The organism is Nocardioides sp. YJ-D4, assembly GCF_054031495.1.
This window is the reverse complement of the sequence record NZ_CM132932.1, coordinates 564,850-583,377: the sequence shown is the minus strand read 5'-3', so window position 1 is coordinate 583,377 and position 18,528 is coordinate 564,850. Positions and strand designations below refer to the sequence as shown.

18 protein-coding genes are annotated in these 18,528 nt (G+C 70.5%); 7 read left to right on the top strand and 11 right to left on the bottom strand.

Annotated features, from left to right (window positions below):
- Window positions 1-44: 44 nt before the first annotated feature.
- Complete coding sequence (locus tag ACW14X_RS02850) at window positions 45-461, top strand: VOC family protein (RefSeq protein WP_160024004.1); 417 nt, start codon at window positions 45-47, stop codon at window positions 459-461.
- Here the strand turns inward: ACW14X_RS02850 and ACW14X_RS02845 are convergent.
- The 3 genes from ACW14X_RS02845 to ACW14X_RS02835 all read right to left on the bottom strand — a co-directional run bounded on the left by ACW14X_RS02845 (window position 450) and on the right by ACW14X_RS02835 (window position 3,142).
- Window positions 450-1,325 carry an NAD(P)-dependent oxidoreductase gene (locus tag ACW14X_RS02845; protein WP_457164637.1) on the bottom strand — a complete coding sequence of 292 codons (876 nt, stop codon included), beginning with the start codon at window positions 1,323-1,325 and terminating at the stop codon, window positions 450-452. The genes ACW14X_RS02850 and ACW14X_RS02845 overlap by 12 nt on opposite strands.
- 80 nt (window positions 1,326-1,405) lie before the next feature.
- Window positions 1,406-2,224, bottom strand: a complete 819-nt coding sequence (locus tag ACW14X_RS02840; protein ID WP_160024002.1) for a sulfurtransferase — start codon at window positions 2,222-2,224, stop codon at window positions 1,406-1,408.
- A 24-nt stretch (window positions 2,225-2,248) separates the two neighbouring features.
- Entirely contained in the window at window positions 2,249-3,142 is an 894-nt protein-coding gene (locus ACW14X_RS02835) for a LysR family transcriptional regulator (protein ID WP_457164636.1), read from the bottom strand.
- 95 nt (window positions 3,143-3,237) lie between these two features.
- On the opposite strand from ACW14X_RS02835, the gene ACW14X_RS02830 reads away from it, so the two are divergent.
- A complete protein-coding gene (locus ACW14X_RS02830; protein ID WP_457164635.1) occupies window positions 3,238-3,933 on the top strand; it encodes a type 1 glutamine amidotransferase domain-containing protein in 696 nt (231 codons plus the stop codon).
- Window positions 3,934-3,998: 65 nt separating this feature from the next.
- Here the strand turns inward: ACW14X_RS02830 and ACW14X_RS02825 are convergent, their stop codons facing one another.
- The 4 genes from ACW14X_RS02825 to ACW14X_RS02810 all read right to left on the bottom strand — a co-directional run bounded on the left by ACW14X_RS02825 (window position 3,999) and on the right by ACW14X_RS02810 (window position 8,077).
- On the bottom strand, window positions 3,999-5,540 hold the full coding sequence (locus ACW14X_RS02825; RefSeq protein ID WP_457164634.1) for an AbgT family transporter: 1,542 nt from the start codon (window positions 5,538-5,540) through the stop codon (window positions 3,999-4,001).
- Between the two features lie 5 nt (window positions 5,541-5,545).
- The gene (locus ACW14X_RS02820; RefSeq protein ID WP_457164633.1) at window positions 5,546-6,526 is read right to left on the bottom strand and encodes an alpha/beta hydrolase family esterase; all 981 of its coding nucleotides are present in this window, start codon (window positions 6,524-6,526) and stop codon (window positions 5,546-5,548) included.
- 103 nt (window positions 6,527-6,629) lie between these two features.
- The gene (locus tag ACW14X_RS02815) at window positions 6,630-7,391 is read right to left on the bottom strand and encodes a creatininase family protein (protein ID WP_457164632.1); all 762 of its coding nucleotides are present in this window, start codon (window positions 7,389-7,391) and stop codon (window positions 6,630-6,632) included.
- A complete protein-coding gene (locus ACW14X_RS02810) occupies window positions 7,388-8,077 on the bottom strand; it encodes a FadR/GntR family transcriptional regulator (RefSeq protein ID WP_457164631.1) in 690 nt (229 codons plus the stop codon). The genes ACW14X_RS02815 and ACW14X_RS02810 overlap by 4 nt, the downstream gene beginning before the upstream one ends.
- A gap of 89 nt (window positions 8,078-8,166) precedes the next feature.
- On the opposite strand from ACW14X_RS02810, the gene ACW14X_RS02805 reads away from it, so the two are divergent.
- The 5 genes from ACW14X_RS02805 to ACW14X_RS02785 all read left to right on the top strand — a co-directional run bounded on the left by ACW14X_RS02805 (window position 8,167) and on the right by ACW14X_RS02785 (window position 14,219).
- Window positions 8,167-9,186, top strand: a complete 1,020-nt coding sequence (locus ACW14X_RS02805; RefSeq protein WP_457164630.1) for a LacI family DNA-binding transcriptional regulator — start codon at window positions 8,167-8,169, stop codon at window positions 9,184-9,186.
- A 118-nt stretch (window positions 9,187-9,304) separates the two neighbouring features.
- Window positions 9,305-10,984: a glycoside hydrolase family 13 protein gene (locus tag ACW14X_RS02800; RefSeq protein ID WP_457164629.1), complete on the top strand. Its 1,680-nt coding sequence runs from the start codon at window positions 9,305-9,307 to the stop codon at window positions 10,982-10,984.
- Between the two features lie 30 nt (window positions 10,985-11,014).
- The gene (locus ACW14X_RS02795; protein WP_457164628.1) at window positions 11,015-12,382 is read left to right on the top strand and encodes an ABC transporter substrate-binding protein; all 1,368 of its coding nucleotides are present in this window, start codon (window positions 11,015-11,017) and stop codon (window positions 12,380-12,382) included.
- A 41-nt stretch (window positions 12,383-12,423) separates the two neighbouring features.
- Window positions 12,424-13,350 carry a carbohydrate ABC transporter permease gene (locus ACW14X_RS02790; protein ID WP_457164627.1) on the top strand — a complete coding sequence of 309 codons (927 nt, stop codon included), beginning with the start codon at window positions 12,424-12,426 and terminating at the stop codon, window positions 13,348-13,350.
- A complete protein-coding gene (locus tag ACW14X_RS02785; RefSeq protein WP_457164626.1) occupies window positions 13,350-14,219 on the top strand; it encodes a carbohydrate ABC transporter permease in 870 nt (289 codons plus the stop codon). Before ACW14X_RS02790 ends, ACW14X_RS02785 begins: the two co-directional genes overlap by 1 nt.
- A 25-nt stretch (window positions 14,220-14,244) precedes the next feature.
- Here the strand turns inward: ACW14X_RS02785 and ACW14X_RS02780 are convergent, their stop codons facing one another.
- From ACW14X_RS02780 to narH, 4 genes are read right to left on the bottom strand one after another with little or no spacing between them, the layout of a single operon-like run.
- Window positions 14,245-15,450 carry an MFS transporter gene (locus tag ACW14X_RS02780; RefSeq protein ID WP_457164625.1) on the bottom strand — a complete coding sequence of 402 codons (1,206 nt, stop codon included), beginning with the start codon at window positions 15,448-15,450 and terminating at the stop codon, window positions 14,245-14,247.
- Window positions 15,451-15,459: 9 nt separating this feature from the next.
- Window positions 15,460-16,206, bottom strand: coding sequence for a respiratory nitrate reductase subunit gamma (gene narI / locus ACW14X_RS02775; protein WP_457164624.1), 747 nt, complete (start codon window positions 16,204-16,206; stop codon window positions 15,460-15,462).
- Window positions 16,206-16,862 carry a nitrate reductase molybdenum cofactor assembly chaperone gene (gene narJ, locus ACW14X_RS02770; RefSeq protein ID WP_350837108.1) on the bottom strand — a complete coding sequence of 219 codons (657 nt, stop codon included), beginning with the start codon at window positions 16,860-16,862 and terminating at the stop codon, window positions 16,206-16,208. Before narJ ends, narI begins: the two co-directional genes overlap by 1 nt.
- Complete coding sequence (narH, locus tag ACW14X_RS02765) at window positions 16,859-18,523, bottom strand: nitrate reductase subunit beta (RefSeq protein ID WP_457164623.1); 1,665 nt, start codon at window positions 18,521-18,523, stop codon at window positions 16,859-16,861. Before narH ends, narJ begins: the two co-directional genes overlap by 4 nt.
- Between the last annotated feature and the right edge of the window lie 5 nt (window positions 18,524-18,528).

Here is an 18,528-nt window from a genome sequence, read left to right as displayed (position 1 = left end):
ATAACCCGGTGGACTCGGGTGCGTGCGTAGGTTTCGATGTGGGCATGACCCTCTTCGTCTCGCACACCACCATCGACTGCCACGACGCGTACGCGCTCTCGGAGTGGTGGAAGGCTCTGCTCGGCTACGTCGACGTGGAGGGTGACCCGAACCTCCCCGGTCACGAGGAGTGCATGATCCTCGATCCGGAGACCGGCCACCGGCTGCTCTTCATCGAGGTGCCGGACGAGGAGCTGCCCGCCAAGCGGATCCATCTCGATCTGCGCCCGCGCACCGGCACCCGCGACGAGGAGGTCGAGCGGCTCCTCGAGCTCGGCGCGACCCAGATCGCCGACCACCGCGGGAAGTACGGCCCTGGGACCGGCTGGGTCATCTTCGCCGATCCCGAGGGCAACCAGCTCTGCGTGCTGCGCTCCGAGGCGGAGGTCGCCGCGCAGGAGGCGCAGGCCTCAGGGGCGTAGCAGCTCATACATGCTGGAGAACCCCTGATCGCCGTGACCCTGGGCGATCCGGCGGTCCATCAGCGACTTCACCTCGCGCATCCGGACCGCCTCGACGCCGGTCGACTCCCGGTGCCCGATCAGGTCGTCCATCAGGGCCGCCTGGACGTCGAGCGACCCGAGGTCGGGGCCGTACGTCTTGCTCTTGATCGCTCCGGCCATCATCCTCAGCAGGCCGGCGTAGCCGTTCAACGACCCGGCGAGCCGCTCGGTGAACGCCTCCAGGTCCATGCCCTCCCTCTCCACCAGGTCGAGGGTGTGCAGGAAGCCGATCAGGAACTCGTAGCCCATCGCAACCTGGGCGTTGAACTCCACGGCCGCGAACCCGGCGTCGGGTCCGTGGTAGAGGACCGTGCCGAGCTCCCGCAGGGCCGGCTCGGCGGTCTCGTAAGCGCCGCGGTCACCGCTGAAGGCCAGCGACACCCTGGGCGTGCCGACATCAGGCGGGTCTCCCATGACCTTGCCGTCCACATAGACCGCCCCGTGCTCGATGGCCCAGGTCTCGTTGGCCCGGGCCTGGGCGGGGGAGCCACTGGTCAGGCTGACCAGGGTGTGGCCGGCGGCCGCGTCGCCGACGGACTCCAGGACGTCGTCGACCGCGGTGTTGTCCAGCAGGCTGAGGATCGTCAGCGGGCTGGCCGCCACCGCCTTCGCCGCCGTGGAGGCGACGGCGGCTCCCGCGTCGGCGAGCGCCTCGGCCTTGTCGGCGGTCCTGTTCCAGACCGTGGTCCGGTAGCCGCGTTCGAGGTAGGCGCGGGCGACTGCCGATCCCATGTTGCCCATCCCGATCACGGTCACCGCGGGTCGGTCGTTGCGTTCCGTCATGGTCCAGCTCCATCTCTCTCGTGGTGGATCACCATCGTCAAAGATGAAGTTGACTTGAGGTCAAGGAGATTGCTGTCGGGCTAGCCGGTCTCCACCGGGAGGTCGTGGTTGCTCCACTGGCTCCACGAGCCGGGGTAGAGCGCGGCGTCGTAACCGGCGATCGCCAGCGCGGCGACCTCGTGGGCGGCGGTGACACCGGAGCCGCAGTAGGCGGTCACCGGGGAGCCGGCCTCGACCCCGAGCTCGGCGAAGCGGGCCCGGAGCTCCTCGACCGGCAGGAACCGGCCGTCAGCTCCGAGGTTCTCGGCGGTCGGCGCAGAGACCGCGCCGGGGATGTGGCCGGACTTGGGGTCGACGGGCTCGACCTCGCCGCGGTAGCGCTCGGCCGCGCGGGCGTCGAGCAGAAGACCCTCGTACGCCTCGACCTGCTCGAACGGCAGCACCGGCAGGTGGCCTGGGGTGAGTGTCACCGTGCCGGGCTCGGGCACGACGTCGTCGGTGGCCAGCGGATGTCCGGCGGAGGTCCAGGCGCCGAGGGCGCCGTCCAGGAGGCGTACGTCGGCGACGCCCGCCCAGCGCAGCAGCCACCAGGCGCGAGCGGCGGAGGTGTTGCCGACGGCGTCGTAGGCGACCACGGTGTCACCCTCGGAGATGCCCCACCGGCGGGCGGCGGCCTGCAGGTCCGCGAGCTCGGGGAGAGGGTGGCGGCCGTCGGTGGGCTCGCCGTGGCGGGCCAGCTCGGTGTCGAGGTCGACGTAGACGGCGCCGGGGATGTGGCCCTCGAGGTAGGACTGGTGTCCGGGCGGGCCGCCGAGCTGCCAGCGTACGTCGAGGAGGACCGGGGGCTGGTCCGAGGCGAGCGCGGTCGCGAGCTCGTCGGCGTCGATGAGTACGTTCACGGGTGAAGTCTTTCAGGAAAGCGGTCAGGTGCTCGCCCAACCGGCGGCTTCGGCGCTCAGGTGTCGGCAGACGTGGCCGACGGCCGGTGGTGCGCTGGCGCCGGTGACGAGCCAGAGGGTGTTGAGCGGCCCGAGCCTGGGTTCGTGGAGGCGTACGACCGTGCCGTCGGCGAGTGCTCCGTCGACCAGGTAGCGGGGCAGCACGGAGGCGCCGATGCCGGCGACGACGGCGCGGAGGATGCCGCGCAGGTCGGGCAGGACGAGCGCGGTGCGGTTGGCGGGGCGCTCGTCGAACTCGGTGAGCCAGTAGCGCCGGATGATCGGCAGGTCGGGGGAGTAGGCCGCCAGCGGTACGGCCGCGAGCGCGCGCACCGGGTCCTGTGCCAGCTCGGCGGGATCGACCTGTCTTGCGATCGCCGGCGCCGCGACCAGGAGGAACTCCTCGTCGACCAGTGCCGCCGACCGCAGCCGCTCGTCGCCGGGGCGTACGGAGGAGACGACGAGGTCCAGGCGCTCCTCGGCCAGATCGTCGAGGAGTTCTTGCGCGAGTCCGGTGTTCACCGAGACGTCGAGGCCGTCGCGGACGAGCGGGGCGAGGGCCGGCACGATCCGGGTGGCCATCACGTCCGCGGCGCCGCCGATCCGGATGCTCCCCGGGCCGATCGCAGGCTCGGTGCCGACGGCACCGCGCAGCTGGTCGACCAGTGGCGTGATCCGGGCGGCGAGCGCGTCGGCGCGTCCGGTAGGCACCAGCCCGCTGCGGGAGCGCTCGAACAGGACCGCGCCGAGATCCTGCTCGAGCTTGCGGATCCGGGCGGTCACCGCGGGCTGGGAGAGATCGAGGCGACGGGCCGCGGCGCTGATCGAGCGCTCCCGGTAGGCGTGCGCGAACGCTTCCCAGAGATCGAGCGAGGTCATAGAAATCATTATGACCTTACGACGGTGTTCGGGACTGAAGCGGGCGAGGGTCGTCGTTACGTCATCACCGAACCGAACAAGAAGGAAGAAACCTCATGACTCGCGTACTGATGGTCGTCTCCGCGGCCGACACCCTCGTCCTCGCCGACGGCACCGAGCACCCGACCGGCTTCTGGGCCGAGGAGGTCGCCGCCTCCCACGAGACGCTCGCCGCAGCCGGCGTCGAGATCGACATCGCCACCCCCGGCGGCAGGGCGCCGACGGTCGACGCGCTCTCGCTCAGCGAGCAGGGCAGCGTCCAGCCCGAGGACGCCGAGCGGTTCCGCGCCTACCTCGACACTCTCGAGAAGCAGCTCGCGCACCCGCTCGATCTCGCCGACGTCGACCCGGCGGCGTACGACGCCGTCTACATCCCCGGCGGCCACGCCCCGATGACGGACCTGGTCGAGGACCCCTCGCTTGCCGCGCTCCTGACCGCCACCGACTCCGCCGGCCGACCGGTCGTCGCGCTCTGCCACGGCGTCGCCGGTCTCCTCGCCGCGACCGGCGAGGGAGGCTGGCTCTTCCGCGGCCGCCGGATGACCGGCTTCACCGACACCGAGGAGCAGCAGGGCGGCTACGGCGACAGCATCCCGTTCTCGGTCGAGCAGCGGATGCGTACGGCCGGCGGCATCGTCGAGACCGGCGAGCCGTGGAGCGACACCGTGATCGTCGACGGCACCCTGATCACCGGGCAGAACCCGCAGTCCAGCGTCTCGACCGCGAAGGCGCTGCTGGAGCGGCTCGCCTGATCCACTCCCGAAGGCGTGACCGGGGCCGGCGACCTCGACAGGTCGCCGGGCCCCGTCGCAGCGGATCAGCGGACCGGAGCGCCCGGGCCGAGCGGGATGCCGAGGGCCCACCAGAGGAAGAACAGGGCGGTCCAGGCGAGGCTCATCGCGATGGCGAGTGGGAGCGTGTACGAGGCGAGGGTGCCGATGCCGGCGTCCTTGCGGTAGCGCTGCAGGAAGCCCAGGGCCATCACGAAGTACGGGCTCATCGGGGTGATCGCGGTGGAGCCGGAGTCGGCGATCCGGAAGAGCGCCTGGGTGGTCTCCGGCGGCACCGAGAGCAGCATCAGCATCGGCACCAGGACGGGCGCGGCGATGGACCACATCGCCGAGCCGCTGGTGACCATGATGTTGACGATGCTGAGCAGCGCCAGGACGAGGAGGAAGACCACCCACACCGGGATGTTGCTGGTCTCCAGGGCCTCGGCGGAGTTGACCGCGAGCACGTCGCCGAGGTTGGACCACTCGAAGTACGCCAGGAACTGGGCGATCGCGAAGAACAGCACCAGCACCGGGGCCATCTGCTTGATCCCCTGGCCCATCAGCGCCGGCACGTCGCCGGCCTTGGTGATCGAACCGGACAGCGTGCCGTACACGGTGCCGGCGAGGCCGAAGAGCACCGCGACGATCGCGGCGATGCCGGTGAGGAACGGCGACTCGGTCAGCGACCCGTCCTCGCCGCGCAGGGGAGAGCCCGGCGGGATCACGACGGCGGCGACGACCACGATCGCGACCAGCAGGCTCAGCAGGGACCAGCGCAGCGCCCGGCGCTCACGGCCGTCGAGCTCGAGCGTGCCGAAGTCGCCGTCGTCGGCGTCCTCGTCGGCGTCGAGGTCGGGTCGCTTGGAGAGGACGAGCTTGGTCATCAGGGTGATCACCGCGGCCAGCAGCACCGAGGACGCGATGTTGAAGAACCAGTTGCTGACGGGGGAGACGTACGCGCTCTCGTCGACGATCTGGGCCGCGGCGGTGGTGATGCCGGCGAAGATCGCGTCGTTGGGAGTGGGGATCGGGCTGGCGTCGTACCCGCTGGCGATCGCGGTGTAGGCGACCACGATCCCGAGGATCGGAGAGCGCCCCACTGCCCGGAAGGCGAGGCCGCCGAGCGGCACCAGGATGATGTACGCGGCGGCCGAGGCCACGTGGGCGACGGTTCCGGTGAACGCGACGGCGAAGACCACCCAGCCGACGGGCACCCGGGAGATGCCGGTCTTCATCGCGGCGGTGAGGAATCCGGTGCGCTCGGCGACGGCGACACCCATGATGACCACGACGATGGTCGCCATCGGCGGGAACTCGGCGAAGTTGGAGACCATCGTGGAGACCGCCATCGCCAGGCCCTCTCCGCTGAGCAGGCTCTGTACGACGACCTCCTCCCCGTCGCCGGGGGAGATGACCGAGACGCCGGCGGCCGCGCAGATCGCACTGATCACGGCGAGGATTGCGGCGAGGATCCAGAAGAGCCAGAACGGGTGCGGCAGGGCGTTGCCGACGCGCTCGATCACGCCCATGGCGCGGATGATCCACGGCAGCCTGTCGCTGCCGGTGGGTGTGGTGGTGTTGGTCATGGGGGTCACCCTTCGCTGGTGAGGCGGTGGCGGGAGAAGAAGTCCCAGATCACCGTCGCGGACTCGATGGTGTGGGTGACGTGGCCGCCACCTGAGTAGATGTCGCCGCCGGGCCAGACGTGGCCGCCGCCTGCGACGGCGACGTGCTGGACCTCGGCGCCCTGGTCGCACCCGGTCCACCGAGTGGTCTCGACGTCGCGGTTGGTGCGCGTGGCGGAGGCGGTGCAGCCGTTGTGGTCGGCCCAGCCCTGGACCCACTCCGGGATCGCGGGCAGGTCACGGTCGGCGTCGCCCGCGTAGGGGATGGTCGCGTCGGCGACGCCGTGGATCTCCAGGATCGGCGTCGGCGGTGCCTCGGCGCAGTCGGTCCGGGTGCCCGGGTAGAGGGCGGGCGCGACCGGGGCGACGGCGGCGAACGTGTCCGGCAGCCGGCAGGCGAGCAGGGCGGCCAGACCGGCGCCGTTGGACTTCCCGGTGGCGTAGACGCGGGTCGTGTCGATGCAGTGGTCGGCCTCGATCGCGGCGAGCAGGTCGGAGGTGAAGGTGACGTCGTCGACGCCGGGAGCCTCGTACGGTGCGCCCTGCCAGGCCTTGCGATAGCCCGACCCGGAGCCGATGGCGCCGTCGGGGTAGGCGACGACGGCGGGGAGGTCGGAGAGCTCGGAATAGCCCTCGACCTCGACGCCGGTGCTTCCGCGGCCGTGATAGGCGACGATCAGCGGCCAGTCCGCGCGCCGCTCGTAGCCCTCGGGCAGGCGGAGCACGTAGCTGCGCTCGAGGTCGCCGCTGGTCAGCTCGTACTTCTGGCTGCTGTCGGACTCCTGGTCCGTGGGCTTGGCACAGGGCGCCGGAGTGCTCTCGCCGGCTGCTCGGCCTTGACCGGAGACGTGGGTGAGGGCGGAGGTGGCGGTCGGTACCAGGGACAGCGCGGCCACGGCCGCGACCGCGACGGCCGGGGCCAGGAGGCGGGATCGTCGTGGGGACATGGGTGCTCCTTCGGGGCTGATCGATGCGTTTTCGGGTGTGCTGGATCGCCCGGCGACGCGGTGTGCGTCCCGGTCGGGTCCCGAGCTGGAGGGGGCGGGTGGCCTAGGTGTCGAGCCACTCCTTGATGAAGGCGACGATGCGATCGGTGGCCTCGGCGAGGATGGCGCGGCCGTCCTCGGCGGTGGCGCGACGGGGGTCGCCGAGCACGCCGCTGGGGGAGAGGCGGTCGTAGGGGAGGGCCACGGCCGGGTGGTTCACCGAGCGGGCCAGGCGGGCGAAGGGGTCGAGCTGGTCGGGCGAGGTGGTGCCCGGGACGAGCTGGTCGCGGCGTACGAGGTGGGGGGCGATGTGCAGCATCTGGGCGGTCTCGGCCTCGCCGCTGTGACCGGACACCGCAGTGAGGTCCATGCCGGACATGGTGTCCTTCGCCAGCGCGGTCACCGGCGCCCAGGCGAGCTCCAGGTCTGGCCGGTCGCGCAGCAGCTCCTGGGCCAGGGTGCCGAGGGTGGCGTTGTTGCCGCCGTGCCCGGTCACCACGAGGAACCGGCGCCAGCCGTGGCCGGCCAGCGACTCGACGTACTCGCGTACGACGGCGGCGAACAGCGCCGGACGCAGGCTCACCGTGCCGGCGAAGGCCTGATGGTGGGGCGAGACGCCGACAGGTACGCCCGGGCCGATGACGACCTTGCCGGGCAGGGCCTCGGCGACCGCGTCGGCGACGGCCTCGGCGCGGATCTGGTCGGTTGCCAGAGGCAGTCCGGCGCCGTGCTGCTCGAACGCGCCCACGGGGATCACCACGACCGTCCTGCTCGCGGCGGCGGTCGCGGCCTCGAGGGTGGTCATCTCGGCGAGCTTCGCGGTCATCGGGTCTGCTCCGGGCCGAGGGTGGACGCGATCGCCTCGCGGATGGCGAGCAGGTGCTCGCGGGTGAGGGCGGCCGCGGCGTCGGGGTCGCCGTCGCGTACGGCCTCGACGATCCGGAGGTGGTCGGCGTGGTCACGGTCGCGGTCGGTGTAGCGGTGCCGGATCTCGATCTGGTCGCGGGCCCTCACCTGCAGCAGCGCCTCGATCGTCTCGCGCAGCAGCAGGTTGCCCGAGGCGCCGGCGAGCGCGACGTGGAAGTGCAGCTCGGGCCGCTCGTCGGCGTACTGCGGCTTGAGCGAGTTGTCGGCCGAGAGCGTCAGTGCAGCCAGGTCGTCGTCGGTGCGCGCCGCGGCCGCGGCCGCCGCGACCGGCGGCTCGAGCACGATCCTGGCGTCGAGCAGCTCGAGGACCGACTCGCTGCGCGACTCCGAGACATGCGGGTTGACCAGCAGGCGCCGGTTCACCCCGCCGCTCACGTAGGTGCCCGACCCGTGCCGGAAGCGGATCACGTCGGTTGCCTCGAGACGGCGCAGCGCCTCCCGGATCGTCGGTGTGGTCACCTCGAACCGTTTGGCCAGCTCGCGCGAGGAGGCCAGGGCGTCGCCCGGCTCCAGGCCCGCGGCCTCGATCATGGCGACGATGCCGTCGGCGATGCGTTCAGAGAGCGATGGTGTGTTGCTGGTCACAGAAAGTGACTAAATCACTTATTGAATTGCGCGTCAAGGATGCCATCGCTTGCAGACAGCTTGCGTAAAGCAGTTATATTCTTGCGTTCATGAGTAGACGTCTTGCTGACGCAGCCGCCCGCGCCAAGGTCTCCGAGGCGACCGTGAGCCGGGTGCTCAACGGCAAGCCGGGGGTCTCGGAGGCGACCCGCGAGCGGGTGCTGACCGCGCTCGACGTGCTCGGCTACGAGCGGCCGGTGAAGCTTCGCGGCGAGCGCGCCAGGCTGGTGGGGCTGGTCCTGCCCGAGCTGCAGAACCCGATCTTCCCGGCGCTCGCGGAGGTCCTCGGCGCACACCTCGCCCAGCAGGGGCTGACCCCGGTGCTGTGCACGCAGACAGCCGGTGGCGTGACCGAGTCGGAGTACGTCGACCTGCTCCTCGAGCAGCAGGTGGCCGGCGTCGTCTTCGCCGGCGGCGCCTACGCACAGCGGGACGCGGACCATGCCCACTACGACCGTCTCGCCGGCCGCAACCTTCCTGTCGTGCTCATCAACGCGGCCATCGACGATCTGCCTTTTCCGCGGGTGGTCTGCGACGACGCCGATGCGATGGAGCAGGCGGCCGAGCACCTGATCTCGCTCGGGCACGAGCGGATCGGCCTGGTCCTGGGCCCGCGCGACCACGTTCCCTCCGAGCGCAAGCTGGCCGCCTTCCGCACCGTCTGCGACCGGACCGGTGTGCCGTTCGACGAGGATCTGGTCGTACGCAGCCTCTACTCGCTCCAGAGCGGGCAGGCCTCCGCGGCGCGGCTGGTCGAGCAGGGTGCGACCGGCATCGTGTGCGCCAGCGACCCGCTCGCTCTGGGGGCGGTGAGGGCGGTCCGCCGGGCCCGGCTCTCGACACCCGCTGACGTGTCGGTGATCGGTTTCGACGACTCGGCGTTCATGGCGTTCGCCGACCCGCCGCTCACCACGATCCGGCAGCCGATCGAGGCGATGGGCAGGGCGGCCGTCGACTTCCTGGTGAGCCAGATCGACGGCACGCTCGGGCCGGTCGACGAGCTGCTCTTCGAGGGCGAGCTGGTCGTCCGGCGCTCGACCGGACCCGCAAGCCAGCGCGCAAAGTCCTGAAATTAATTACGCTCTGTCAAGTTCTTGCGCACTTTCATCGGCTGGCTTTACGGTCGCTGCACGCCGTCAAGGTGACGGCGGTCACATGAACATGTGAGTTGCTGAGAACGGAGTGCCCGTGACCGCCACGGAACCTCGACGGAGCGAGCCGGCACCGGTGGCGCCCCCGGTCTTCACCGAGCGCCCCGCCGACTGGTGGCGCTCCGCGGCGATCTACCAGATCTACCCGCGCAGCTTCGCCGACGCCAACGGCGACGGCACCGGTGACCTGGCCGGCGTACGGGCGCGTCTGACGTATCTGCGCGACCTCGGGGTGGACGCGATCTGGTTCACGCCGTGGTTTCCGTCGCCGATGGCCGACGGGGGCTACGACGTCGCCGACTACCGCGCGATCGACCCGATCTTCGGCGACCTCGCCGAGGCGGAGGCGCTGATCCAGGACGCCGTCGAGCTCGGCATCCGCACGATCATCGACATCGTCCCCAACCACGTCTCCGACCAGCACCGATGGTTCCGGGCCGCGGTCGCCGCCGGGCCCGGTGCACCCGAACGGGAGCGGTTCTGGTTCCGAGACGGCCGCGGAACCGATGGCGAGCTGCCGCCCAACGACTGGACCTCGGAGTTCGGCGGCACGCCATGGACGCGGCTGACTACGCCCGACGGCGTCCCCGAGCAGTGGTACCTGCACCTCTTCTCCGCCGAGCAGCCCGACCTCAACTGGCAGCACGAGGACGTACGCCGCGAGCACGAGGAGATCCTGCGGTTCTGGTTCGACCGAGCGGTCGCCGGGATCCGGATCGACTCCGCGGCCCTGCTCGCCAAGGACCCGGCCCTCCCCGACGTCCCCGCCGACCCGCGACCGGGCGAGCACCCGTACATCGACCGCGAGGAGCTCCAGGAGATCTACCGCGGCTGGCGCCGGATCGCGCAGGAGTACGGCACCGACCGGGCTCTGATCGGCGAGGTCTGGCTCCCCGACACCGCCAGGTTCATCCGCTACCTGCGCCCCGACGTCCTGCACGCGGCGTTCAACTTCGACTTCATGACCGCGCCGTGGGACGCCGAGGCGCTGCGTACCTCCATCGAGACGACGCTGCGCGTGCACGGCGAGGCCGATGCGCCCGCCACCTGGGTGCTCTCCAACCACGACGTGACCCGGCCGGTGACCCGCTACGGCCGTGCGGACACCGCGTTCTCGTTCGAGACCAAGCGCTTCAGCACCCCGACCGACCGGGCCCTCGGCGAACGGCGGGCCCGGGCGGCGGCGATGCTGGCGATGGGGCTGCCCGGGGCGTACTACCTCTACCAGGGCGAGGAGCTGGGCCTGGACGAGGCCGACATCCCGCCGGACCGGATCCAGGACCCGATGCACTTCCGCAGCGGCGGTGTCGACCCCGGTCGGGACGGCTGCCGGGTGCCCCTGCCGTGGAGCGGGGACCGGCCGCCGTACGGCTTCAGCCCACCGGGCGTGAAGACCTGGCTGCCACAGCCCGAGGGCTGGGCGCGGCTGACGGCGCAGGCCCAGTCGGCCGACCCCCGGTCGATGCTGTCGCTGCACCGGATGGCGCTGCTGATCAGGCGTACGCACCCCGACCTGGTCACCGGCGACTTCAGCTGGATCGACACCGACCCCGGGATCCTCGCCTTCCGCCGCGGCACGCACTTCGCGTGCGTGGTCAACCTGACCGACACGCCCGTGGAGCTGCCGAGCAGCGACCACGTCTGGCTGGCCAGCTCGCCGCTCGAGGCGGGCCGGCTCGTTCCCGATGCCGCGGTCTGGCTGCGGCCCACGACCTGAGACCCCACCACAACATCCAGGAGACAGACCATGAGAACCACTCGGTTGCGCAGCGTCGCGCTCGCCGCGGTCGCGGCTGTCGTGCTCGGCTCGCTCACCGCTTGCGGTGAGACGTCGGACGACGGCGACGGCGTCACGATCACCGTCGAGGGCTGGCGCCCCGGCGACAAGCAGGCCACGATCGACGCCGTCAAGGCGCAGGCGGCGGCCTTCAACAAGGAGCATCCCGACATCACCGTGAAGCCGGTGGAGTGGCAGTGGAACGCGCAGACGTTCCCCGCCCAGCTCGCCGGCGGGACGCTGCCGATCTCGTTCCGGGTGCCGTTCACCGACACCAAGGGCCTCGTCGAGCGCAAGCAGGTCGCCGACGTCGACGCCGAGGTCCGCGAGCTGCCCTACTTCGACAAGCTCAACCCGACGGTGCTGGCCGCGGCGCAGGGCACCGACGGGAAGGTCTACGGGCTTCCCTCCGACGTCTACGCCAATGCGCTCCACTACAACCGCGACCTGTTCACGAAGGCCGGCCTCGACCCCGACAAGCCGCCGACCACGTGGGAGGAGCTGCGCGCGGCCGCCAAGCAGATCCACGACAAGACCGGTGCCACCGGGTACGCCGAGATGACCAGCTCCAACACCGGTGGCTGGATCCTCACGACCCTGACCTACGCCCTCGGCGGCCGGATGGAGACGCAGGACGGTGACACGTTCACCGCGACCGTCGACAACCCGCAGACCGAGGAGGCGCTGCAGCTGCTGCACGACATGCGCTGGACCGACAAGTCGTTCTCCGGCAACACCTCCTACGACTGGAACAGCATCAACCAGGCGTTCGCGGCGGGGAAGGTCGCGATGTACATCAGCGGATCCGACGTCTACAACTCGCTTGTCACGACCTCGGCGATCGACCCGGAGACGTACGGGCTCACCGCGGTCCCGATGGGCGACTCGGCCGACGCCGGTGCGCTCGGCGGAGGCTCGGTCAACGTGGTCAGCGCCAAGGCGACCGAGGCGGAGGCCGAGGCGGCCGTCGCATGGGCGGACTTCTTCCGGGTCCGAAAGTACACCGACGAGTCCGCGGCCGTCGCCGACGCGAAGACCCAGACCGCGGCCGAGCAGCCCGTGGGGACGCCGACCTTCCCGATCTTCGACGAGGCGTCGTACACCACCTACCAGGGCTGGGTGAAGGAGTACGTCAACGTGCCGTTGGAGCAGATGACCGGCTACACCTCGAGGATGTTCGACCTCACGCTGGTCGCCGAGCCGCCCGCGCAGACGCAGGCCGTGTACGGCGCGCTCGACCCGGTCGTGCAGAAGGTGCTCAGCGACGAGAACGCCGACATCCCCGCGCTGCTGAAGGATGCCGACGCCTCCGTGCAGCAGATCCTGGACAAGGGCTGAGCGTGGTCGCTGACATGTCCCGGGTGGGTGGGCCGGCCCTCGTGAGAGGGCCGGCTCGCCGGCGTACGTCCTTCGTCTCCGTGGTCGCGAGCTGGTGGCGCGGCAGCGCGGCGACCCTGGTCTTCCTGCTGCCGATGCTGCTCGTCTTCGGGCTGTTCTCGTGGTGGCCGATCGCCCGGACCGTGGTGATGAGCCTGCAGGAGACCAACCTCGTCGGGCCCGCGGAGTGGGTGGGCCTGGACAACTTCCGCACGGTGCTCGCCGACCCGCTGCTGCCGGTGGCGCTGCGCAACACGGCGGTCTTCGCGGCGATCGCGTTCGTCTTCGGCTATCCGATCCCGCTGGTCATGGCGGTGGTGTTCAGCTCGCTGCGGAAGCTGCGTGGCCTCTACGCCTGCCTGGCGTACCTGCCGGTCGTGGTGCCGCCCGCGGTGGCGGTGCTGCTGTGGAAGACCTTCTACGACGCCGGGTCCGGGGGAGTGTTCAACACGACCCTGGGCTGGATCGGGCTCGGGCCGGTGCCGTGGCTGGAGTCGGCCGACTGGGTGCTGCCCTCGCTGGTGATGGAGGCGACCTGGGCTGCGGCCGGCGGCATGGTGATCATCTACCTCGCGGCGCTGACCACGGTGCCGCAGGAGCTCTACGACGCCGCCTCGGCCGACGGAGCGGGAGTGCTCGGCAAGGTCTGGCACGTCACCCTCCCGCACCTGCGCCCGGTGCTGCTGATCACCTTGATCCTGCAGATCATCGGCACCGCCCAGGTCTTCCTGGAGCCCTACCTCTTCACCGGCGGCGGGCCTTCGCACGCCTCGTTGACACTGCTGCTCCTGATCTACGAGTACGCCTTCGGCAGCACCACCGGCGGCGGCGACTACGGCCCGGCGACCGCGCTGAGCCTGATGATGGCGGTCGGGCTGGCGCTGCTGTCGTGGGCCTACTTCCGGCTGACTCGCGGATGGAGCGACTGATGAGCTTCGTCTCCTCCCTCGACCAGCGGCGTAGGTCGGTGCGCTGGGGTCTTCGCGGCGTACAGCTGGCGACGCTCGCGGCGTTGGTGGTGGTCTGCCTCGGGCCGCTGCTGTGGCTGGCGAAGTCGGCGGTCACGCCCACCCAGGACACGCTGCGCTCGCCGATCTCGCTGTGGCCGAACGGACCGGACCTCTCGATCCTGTCGCAGGCCTGGACCGAGCTCGGCCTGTCGGCCTACCTGGTCAACACGGTGGTCATCGCCGCCGGTTCCTGGGCCGTCCAGGTGGTGGTCGCCACGACCGCGGGCTACGCGCTCTCGGTGCTGCGGCCGCGGCTCGGGCGGATCCTCTACGGAGCCGTGCTCGCCACCATGTTCGTGCCGGTCGTGCTGCTGCTCGTGCCGCTCTACCTCACCGTGCTGAGCCTGCCGGTCGTGCACTGGTCGCTGGTCGGGACGTACGCCGGAGCCTTCCTGCCGGCCGGCGCCTCGGCGTTCAACGTGGTGATCATGAAGCGGTTCTTCGACAGTCTGCCCCGCGAGATCCTGGACGCCGCGCGGATCGACGGCGCCGGGGCGTACCGGCTCTTCTGGTCGGTGGTCCTGCCGATGTCGCGACCGGTGCTCGGGGTGGTGTCGGTCTTCGCCGTGCTCGTCGCGTGGAAGGACTTCATCTGGCCACTGATCGTGCTGCCCGACCCGGTCAAGCAGCCGATCGCGGTCAGGCTGCCGTCCATCGCGCCGACCACCGACCTCTCGGTCCTGCTGGCCGCGATGGCGATCTCCGCTGCGCTGCCGATCCTCTTCTTTCTCGCCTTCCAGCGGCTCTTCCTGCGCAGCGAGGGGTTGGAAGGAGCGGTGAAGGGATAGCGGCGGCGCGGACCAGGTCGCGAGGTCACCTGGCGCCCGGAACCCGTCGGTCCGGCGAGTCCTCGGCGGCGTCCCGGTTTCGGATGCCGAGGACGGCGTAGGTCCCCGCCACCGCGGCGACGACGACCAGGAGCAGCAGGCCGATGGTGTACGAGTGGGAGGCCTCGTCGTAGGTGGCGCCGAGAACGAGCGGGGGGAAGAAGCCGCCCAGGCCACCGGCAGCGCCGACGATGCCGGTGACGGAGCCGACGCGAGCAGGTGGAGCGAGCTGGGCGACCCAGGTGAAGACGGCGCCGGCGCCGAGACCGAGGCACGCGGCCATCAGCACGAAGACGATGCCGGCCGGGATCTCGAGCGGAGGCTGGAGCGCCATCGCGACCGCGAGGACGGCAGCGCCGCCCAAGGCGACGGCGGTGACGAGCTTGGGTCCGAGGCGGTCGGAGAGGATGCCACCCAGCGGGCGGCAGACGACCGCGGCGACCGCGAAGCCGGCGGTGCGGGTGCCGGCGGCGGTCAGGTCGAAGGCGTACACGTCCTTGAGGAAGGTGGGCAGGTAGGTCGAGAACGCGACGAAGCCACCGAAGGCGACCGCGTACAGGAACGACATCTGCCAGGTGACCGGCAGCTTCGCCGCGGCGACCAGCTTGGGGACGACCGGGTCGTGGTTGGGACGCCCCGAGGGTGCGTCACGCAGGGTGAACCAGACCAGCACAGCCGATGCGACCAGGGCAGCGGTGACGATCACGTGCGTGCCGACGTACCCGAACCAGGAGACGAACCGTGGGGTGAAGAAGGCCGACAGGGCCGTGCCGCCCATCCCGGCACCGAAGACACCCGTGGCGAAGCCGCGCCGCGACTTCTCGTACCAGGCGTTCGCGAAGGGAATGCCCACCGCGAAGGTCGTGCCGGCGATGCCGAGGAAGAACCCGAAGACCAGAAGCAGCACGTACGAGTCCAACGACCCCGCCAGCGCGACCAGCATCACGAACGGCGCCGCGGCCAGCATCAGCACCGGGAACATCACGCGGGCGCCGTATCGGTCTGCGAGGGCACCGGCGAGGATCCGGCCCACCGAGCCGACCAGCACCGGCGTGGCCACGAGCACCGACTTCTGGGTGGCCGAGAGCCCCAGCGACTCGGTGTAGGTCACCCCGAGCGGGGCGATCATGTTCCAGGCCCAGAACGAGATGGTGAAGGCCCAGGTGGCCAGGAGCAGGTTCTTCAGCTGCATCGGGACTCCTCAACGGTGCCGGTCGGAGGTGCCGACCGGTGACCAGCCGGGCCGGTCGGGACGGCTGCGTGGGGTGGGCGCCTCATCGCGGCTGCGGTAGACGATGTAGGGCCGGAACAGGTAGTGCAGCGGCGCGGTGAACGCGTGCACCAGCCTGGTGAACGGCCACATGGTGAAGAGCAGGAGCCCCACCAGTACGTGGACGTGGAACTGCACCGGCGCGGCCGCCATCGCCGCCACGTCGGGCTGGAGGATGAACAGCGAGCGGAACCACACCGACACCGTCTCGCGGTAGTCGTGGGCATCGTGTCCCGCGCCGATGCTCACCAGCGTGGTCCACAGTCCGAACACGATCGCGGCCACCAGCACGACGTACATCACCTTGTCGTTGGTGGTGGTGGCCATGAAGACCGGACCCGTCGTACGCCGCCGGTAGACGAGCAGCAGGATGCCGGCGAGCGTGCAGACCCCCGCGATCGCTCCCCAGAGCAGCGCGTTGACGTGATAGACGCCCTCGGAGATCCCGACCGCCTCGGTCCACGACTTCGGGATCAGCAGGCCCGCGACGTGTCCGACGATGACGACCAGGATGCCGAAGTGGAACAGCGGCGACCCGATCCGCAGCAGCCGCGACTCGTAGAGCTGGGACGAGCGGGTCGTCCAGCCGAACCGGTCATAGCGGTAGCGCCAGATCGTCCCCGCGACCAGGATCGCGACGGAGAGATAGGGGAGTACGCCCCACAACGCGGTATCCACTAGCGGGCCCCCATCATCGTGGCTGGGCTCGTTCCTGGGCTCGTCGGGAAGGGCAGATCGATGCCGACCGACTCCCGCGGAGGCTCGGCCCGGGCCATGGCCAGAGCCTCGCGGCGGTCCTTCGCCGACGGCCCCGGAAGGGTCGCGCACACCGCGGCGAGGACATCGGCGTACGCCGAGCCGCGCTCGGTCAGGGAGAGCCGGATGAGCTCCAGCGCTGAGCGGTTCTCGATCATGAGCTCCCGTCCGCCGGCCGGATCGGCGAGCGCGGCGTACTCCAGCACCATCGGGAGATGGTCGGGCAGCTCGCCGCCGGTGTTGACGAGCCAGTCGCCCTTGGCCGACCCCTCTCGTAGCCGGGCCTTGAACGCGGCCAGCGACTCACCGCGACGCCGGGTGTCGCCGTCGCGCCAGTAGGAGAGGTGCAGGGTCTGGTGGCGGCGCAGGTCGAAGAGCTCGACGTAGACGTGCTGCAGCGCATGCGGGTCCTGTTTCGCGAGGGTGTCGACGAAGCCGCGCAGCAGTCGCACCGGCTCCGATGAGGGCTGCTCGGCGAGTGCGCTGCGCAGCAGCGGGAGCTTCGCGATCAGCTCCTCGTCGGGGTAGCCCAGGCACCAGGCGGCGACCTGGTGCACCACCCGCCAGTCGCGTCTCATGCCTCCTCCTTCGTCGGCGGGAACAGACCGTCAGGACGACCGTGGCCGTCCCAATTGAGGAGGTTGACGCGGCCGCGGAGAGTGCTGTCGGACGCGGGGGCATCGGAGGTCTGGCGCTGTTGCAGCGCGTGGAAGGTCTCCACAGAGACCGGGGTCAGCGGGCCGGAGGCTTCGCCGAGCGGCCCCGATTCGTACATCCCCGGGCCGTCGTCGTAGTCGAGCGAGCAGGCCATCTCCTCCAGCTCGTGGGCGCGCTCGGCGTGGGCGGTCGGGATCACGTAGCGCTCGGCGTACTTGGCGATACCGAGGAGGCGGTACATCTCATAGACCTCCTCCTCGCTCATGCCCACCGACGCAGGGATCGACTCGGCCGGCTCGCGACCGAGGGTGACCTCCCGCATGTACGCCCGCATCGCCGCTAGCCTGCGGAGCACCCCGGTCACCACCTCGGTGTCGCCGGCCGTGAACAGCTCGGCCAGATACTCCACCGGGATCCGCAGCGCCTCGATCGCGCCGAAGAGGGTGCCGGCGGCCTCGGCGTCGTGGCCCTGGTCACGCAGCAGGTCGACGACGGGGGAGAGCGGCGGGACGTACCAGACCATCGGCATCGTCCGGTACTCCGGGTGCAGCGGCAGCGCGACCTGGTAGTCCTTGATCAGCCGGTAGGTCGGGGAACGGCGCGCCGCGTCGAGCCAGTCCTCCGGTATCCCTTGCTCCCGGGCAGCCTTCAGCACCGACGGGTCATGGGGGTCGAGGATCACGTCGAGCTGAGCGGCGTAGAGCTCCTGCTCGTCCTCGGTCGAAGCGGCCGCGGTGACGGCGTCGGCGTCATAGAGGACCAGTCCCAGGTAGCGCAGCCGGCCGACGCAGGTCTCGGAGCAGACGGTCGGCAGCCCGACCTCGATCCGTGGGTAGCACATCGTGCACTTCTCGGCCTTGCCGGACTTGTGGTTGAAGTAGATCTTCTTGTACGGGCAGCCGGTGATGCACTGGCGCCAGCCGCGGCAGCGATCCTGGTCGACGAGCACGATGCCGTCCTCGGCGCGCTTGTAGATCGCCCCTGACGGGCAGGAGGCCATGCACGAGGGGTTGAGGCAGTGCTCGCAGATCCGGGGCAGGTAGAACATGAAGGTCTGCTCGAGCTCGGCCTTGACCTGCGCGTTCGATTCGGCCCGGAGCTTGGCGACGATCGGGTCCTTCTCGAGGTGCTCCGCGGAGCCACCGAGGTTGTCGTCCCAGTTGGCCGACCAGGTGATCTTGGTGTCGTCACCGGTGATCAGGGACTTCGGCCGGGCGACCGGGAAGTCGTCGCCGAGCGGCGCGTCGATCAAGGTCGCGTAGTCGTAGGTCCATGGCTCGTAGTAGTCGCCCAGCTCGGGCTGCACGGGTGAGGAGAAGATGGTGAGCAGCTTCTTGATCCGGCCGCCGGCCTTGAGCTCGAGCCGGCCGCGGCGGGTGAGGGTCCACCCGCCGCGCCAGCGCTCCTGGTCCTCGTAGCGGCGCGGGTAGCCCTGACCGGGCCGGGTCTCGACGTTGTTGAACCAGACGTACTCGGTGCCGGCGCGGTTGGTCCAGGCCTGCTTGCAGGTCACCGAGCAGGTGTGGCAGCCGATGCACTTGTCGAGGTTCATCACCATCGTCATCTGGGCCATCGGTCTCATCGGGT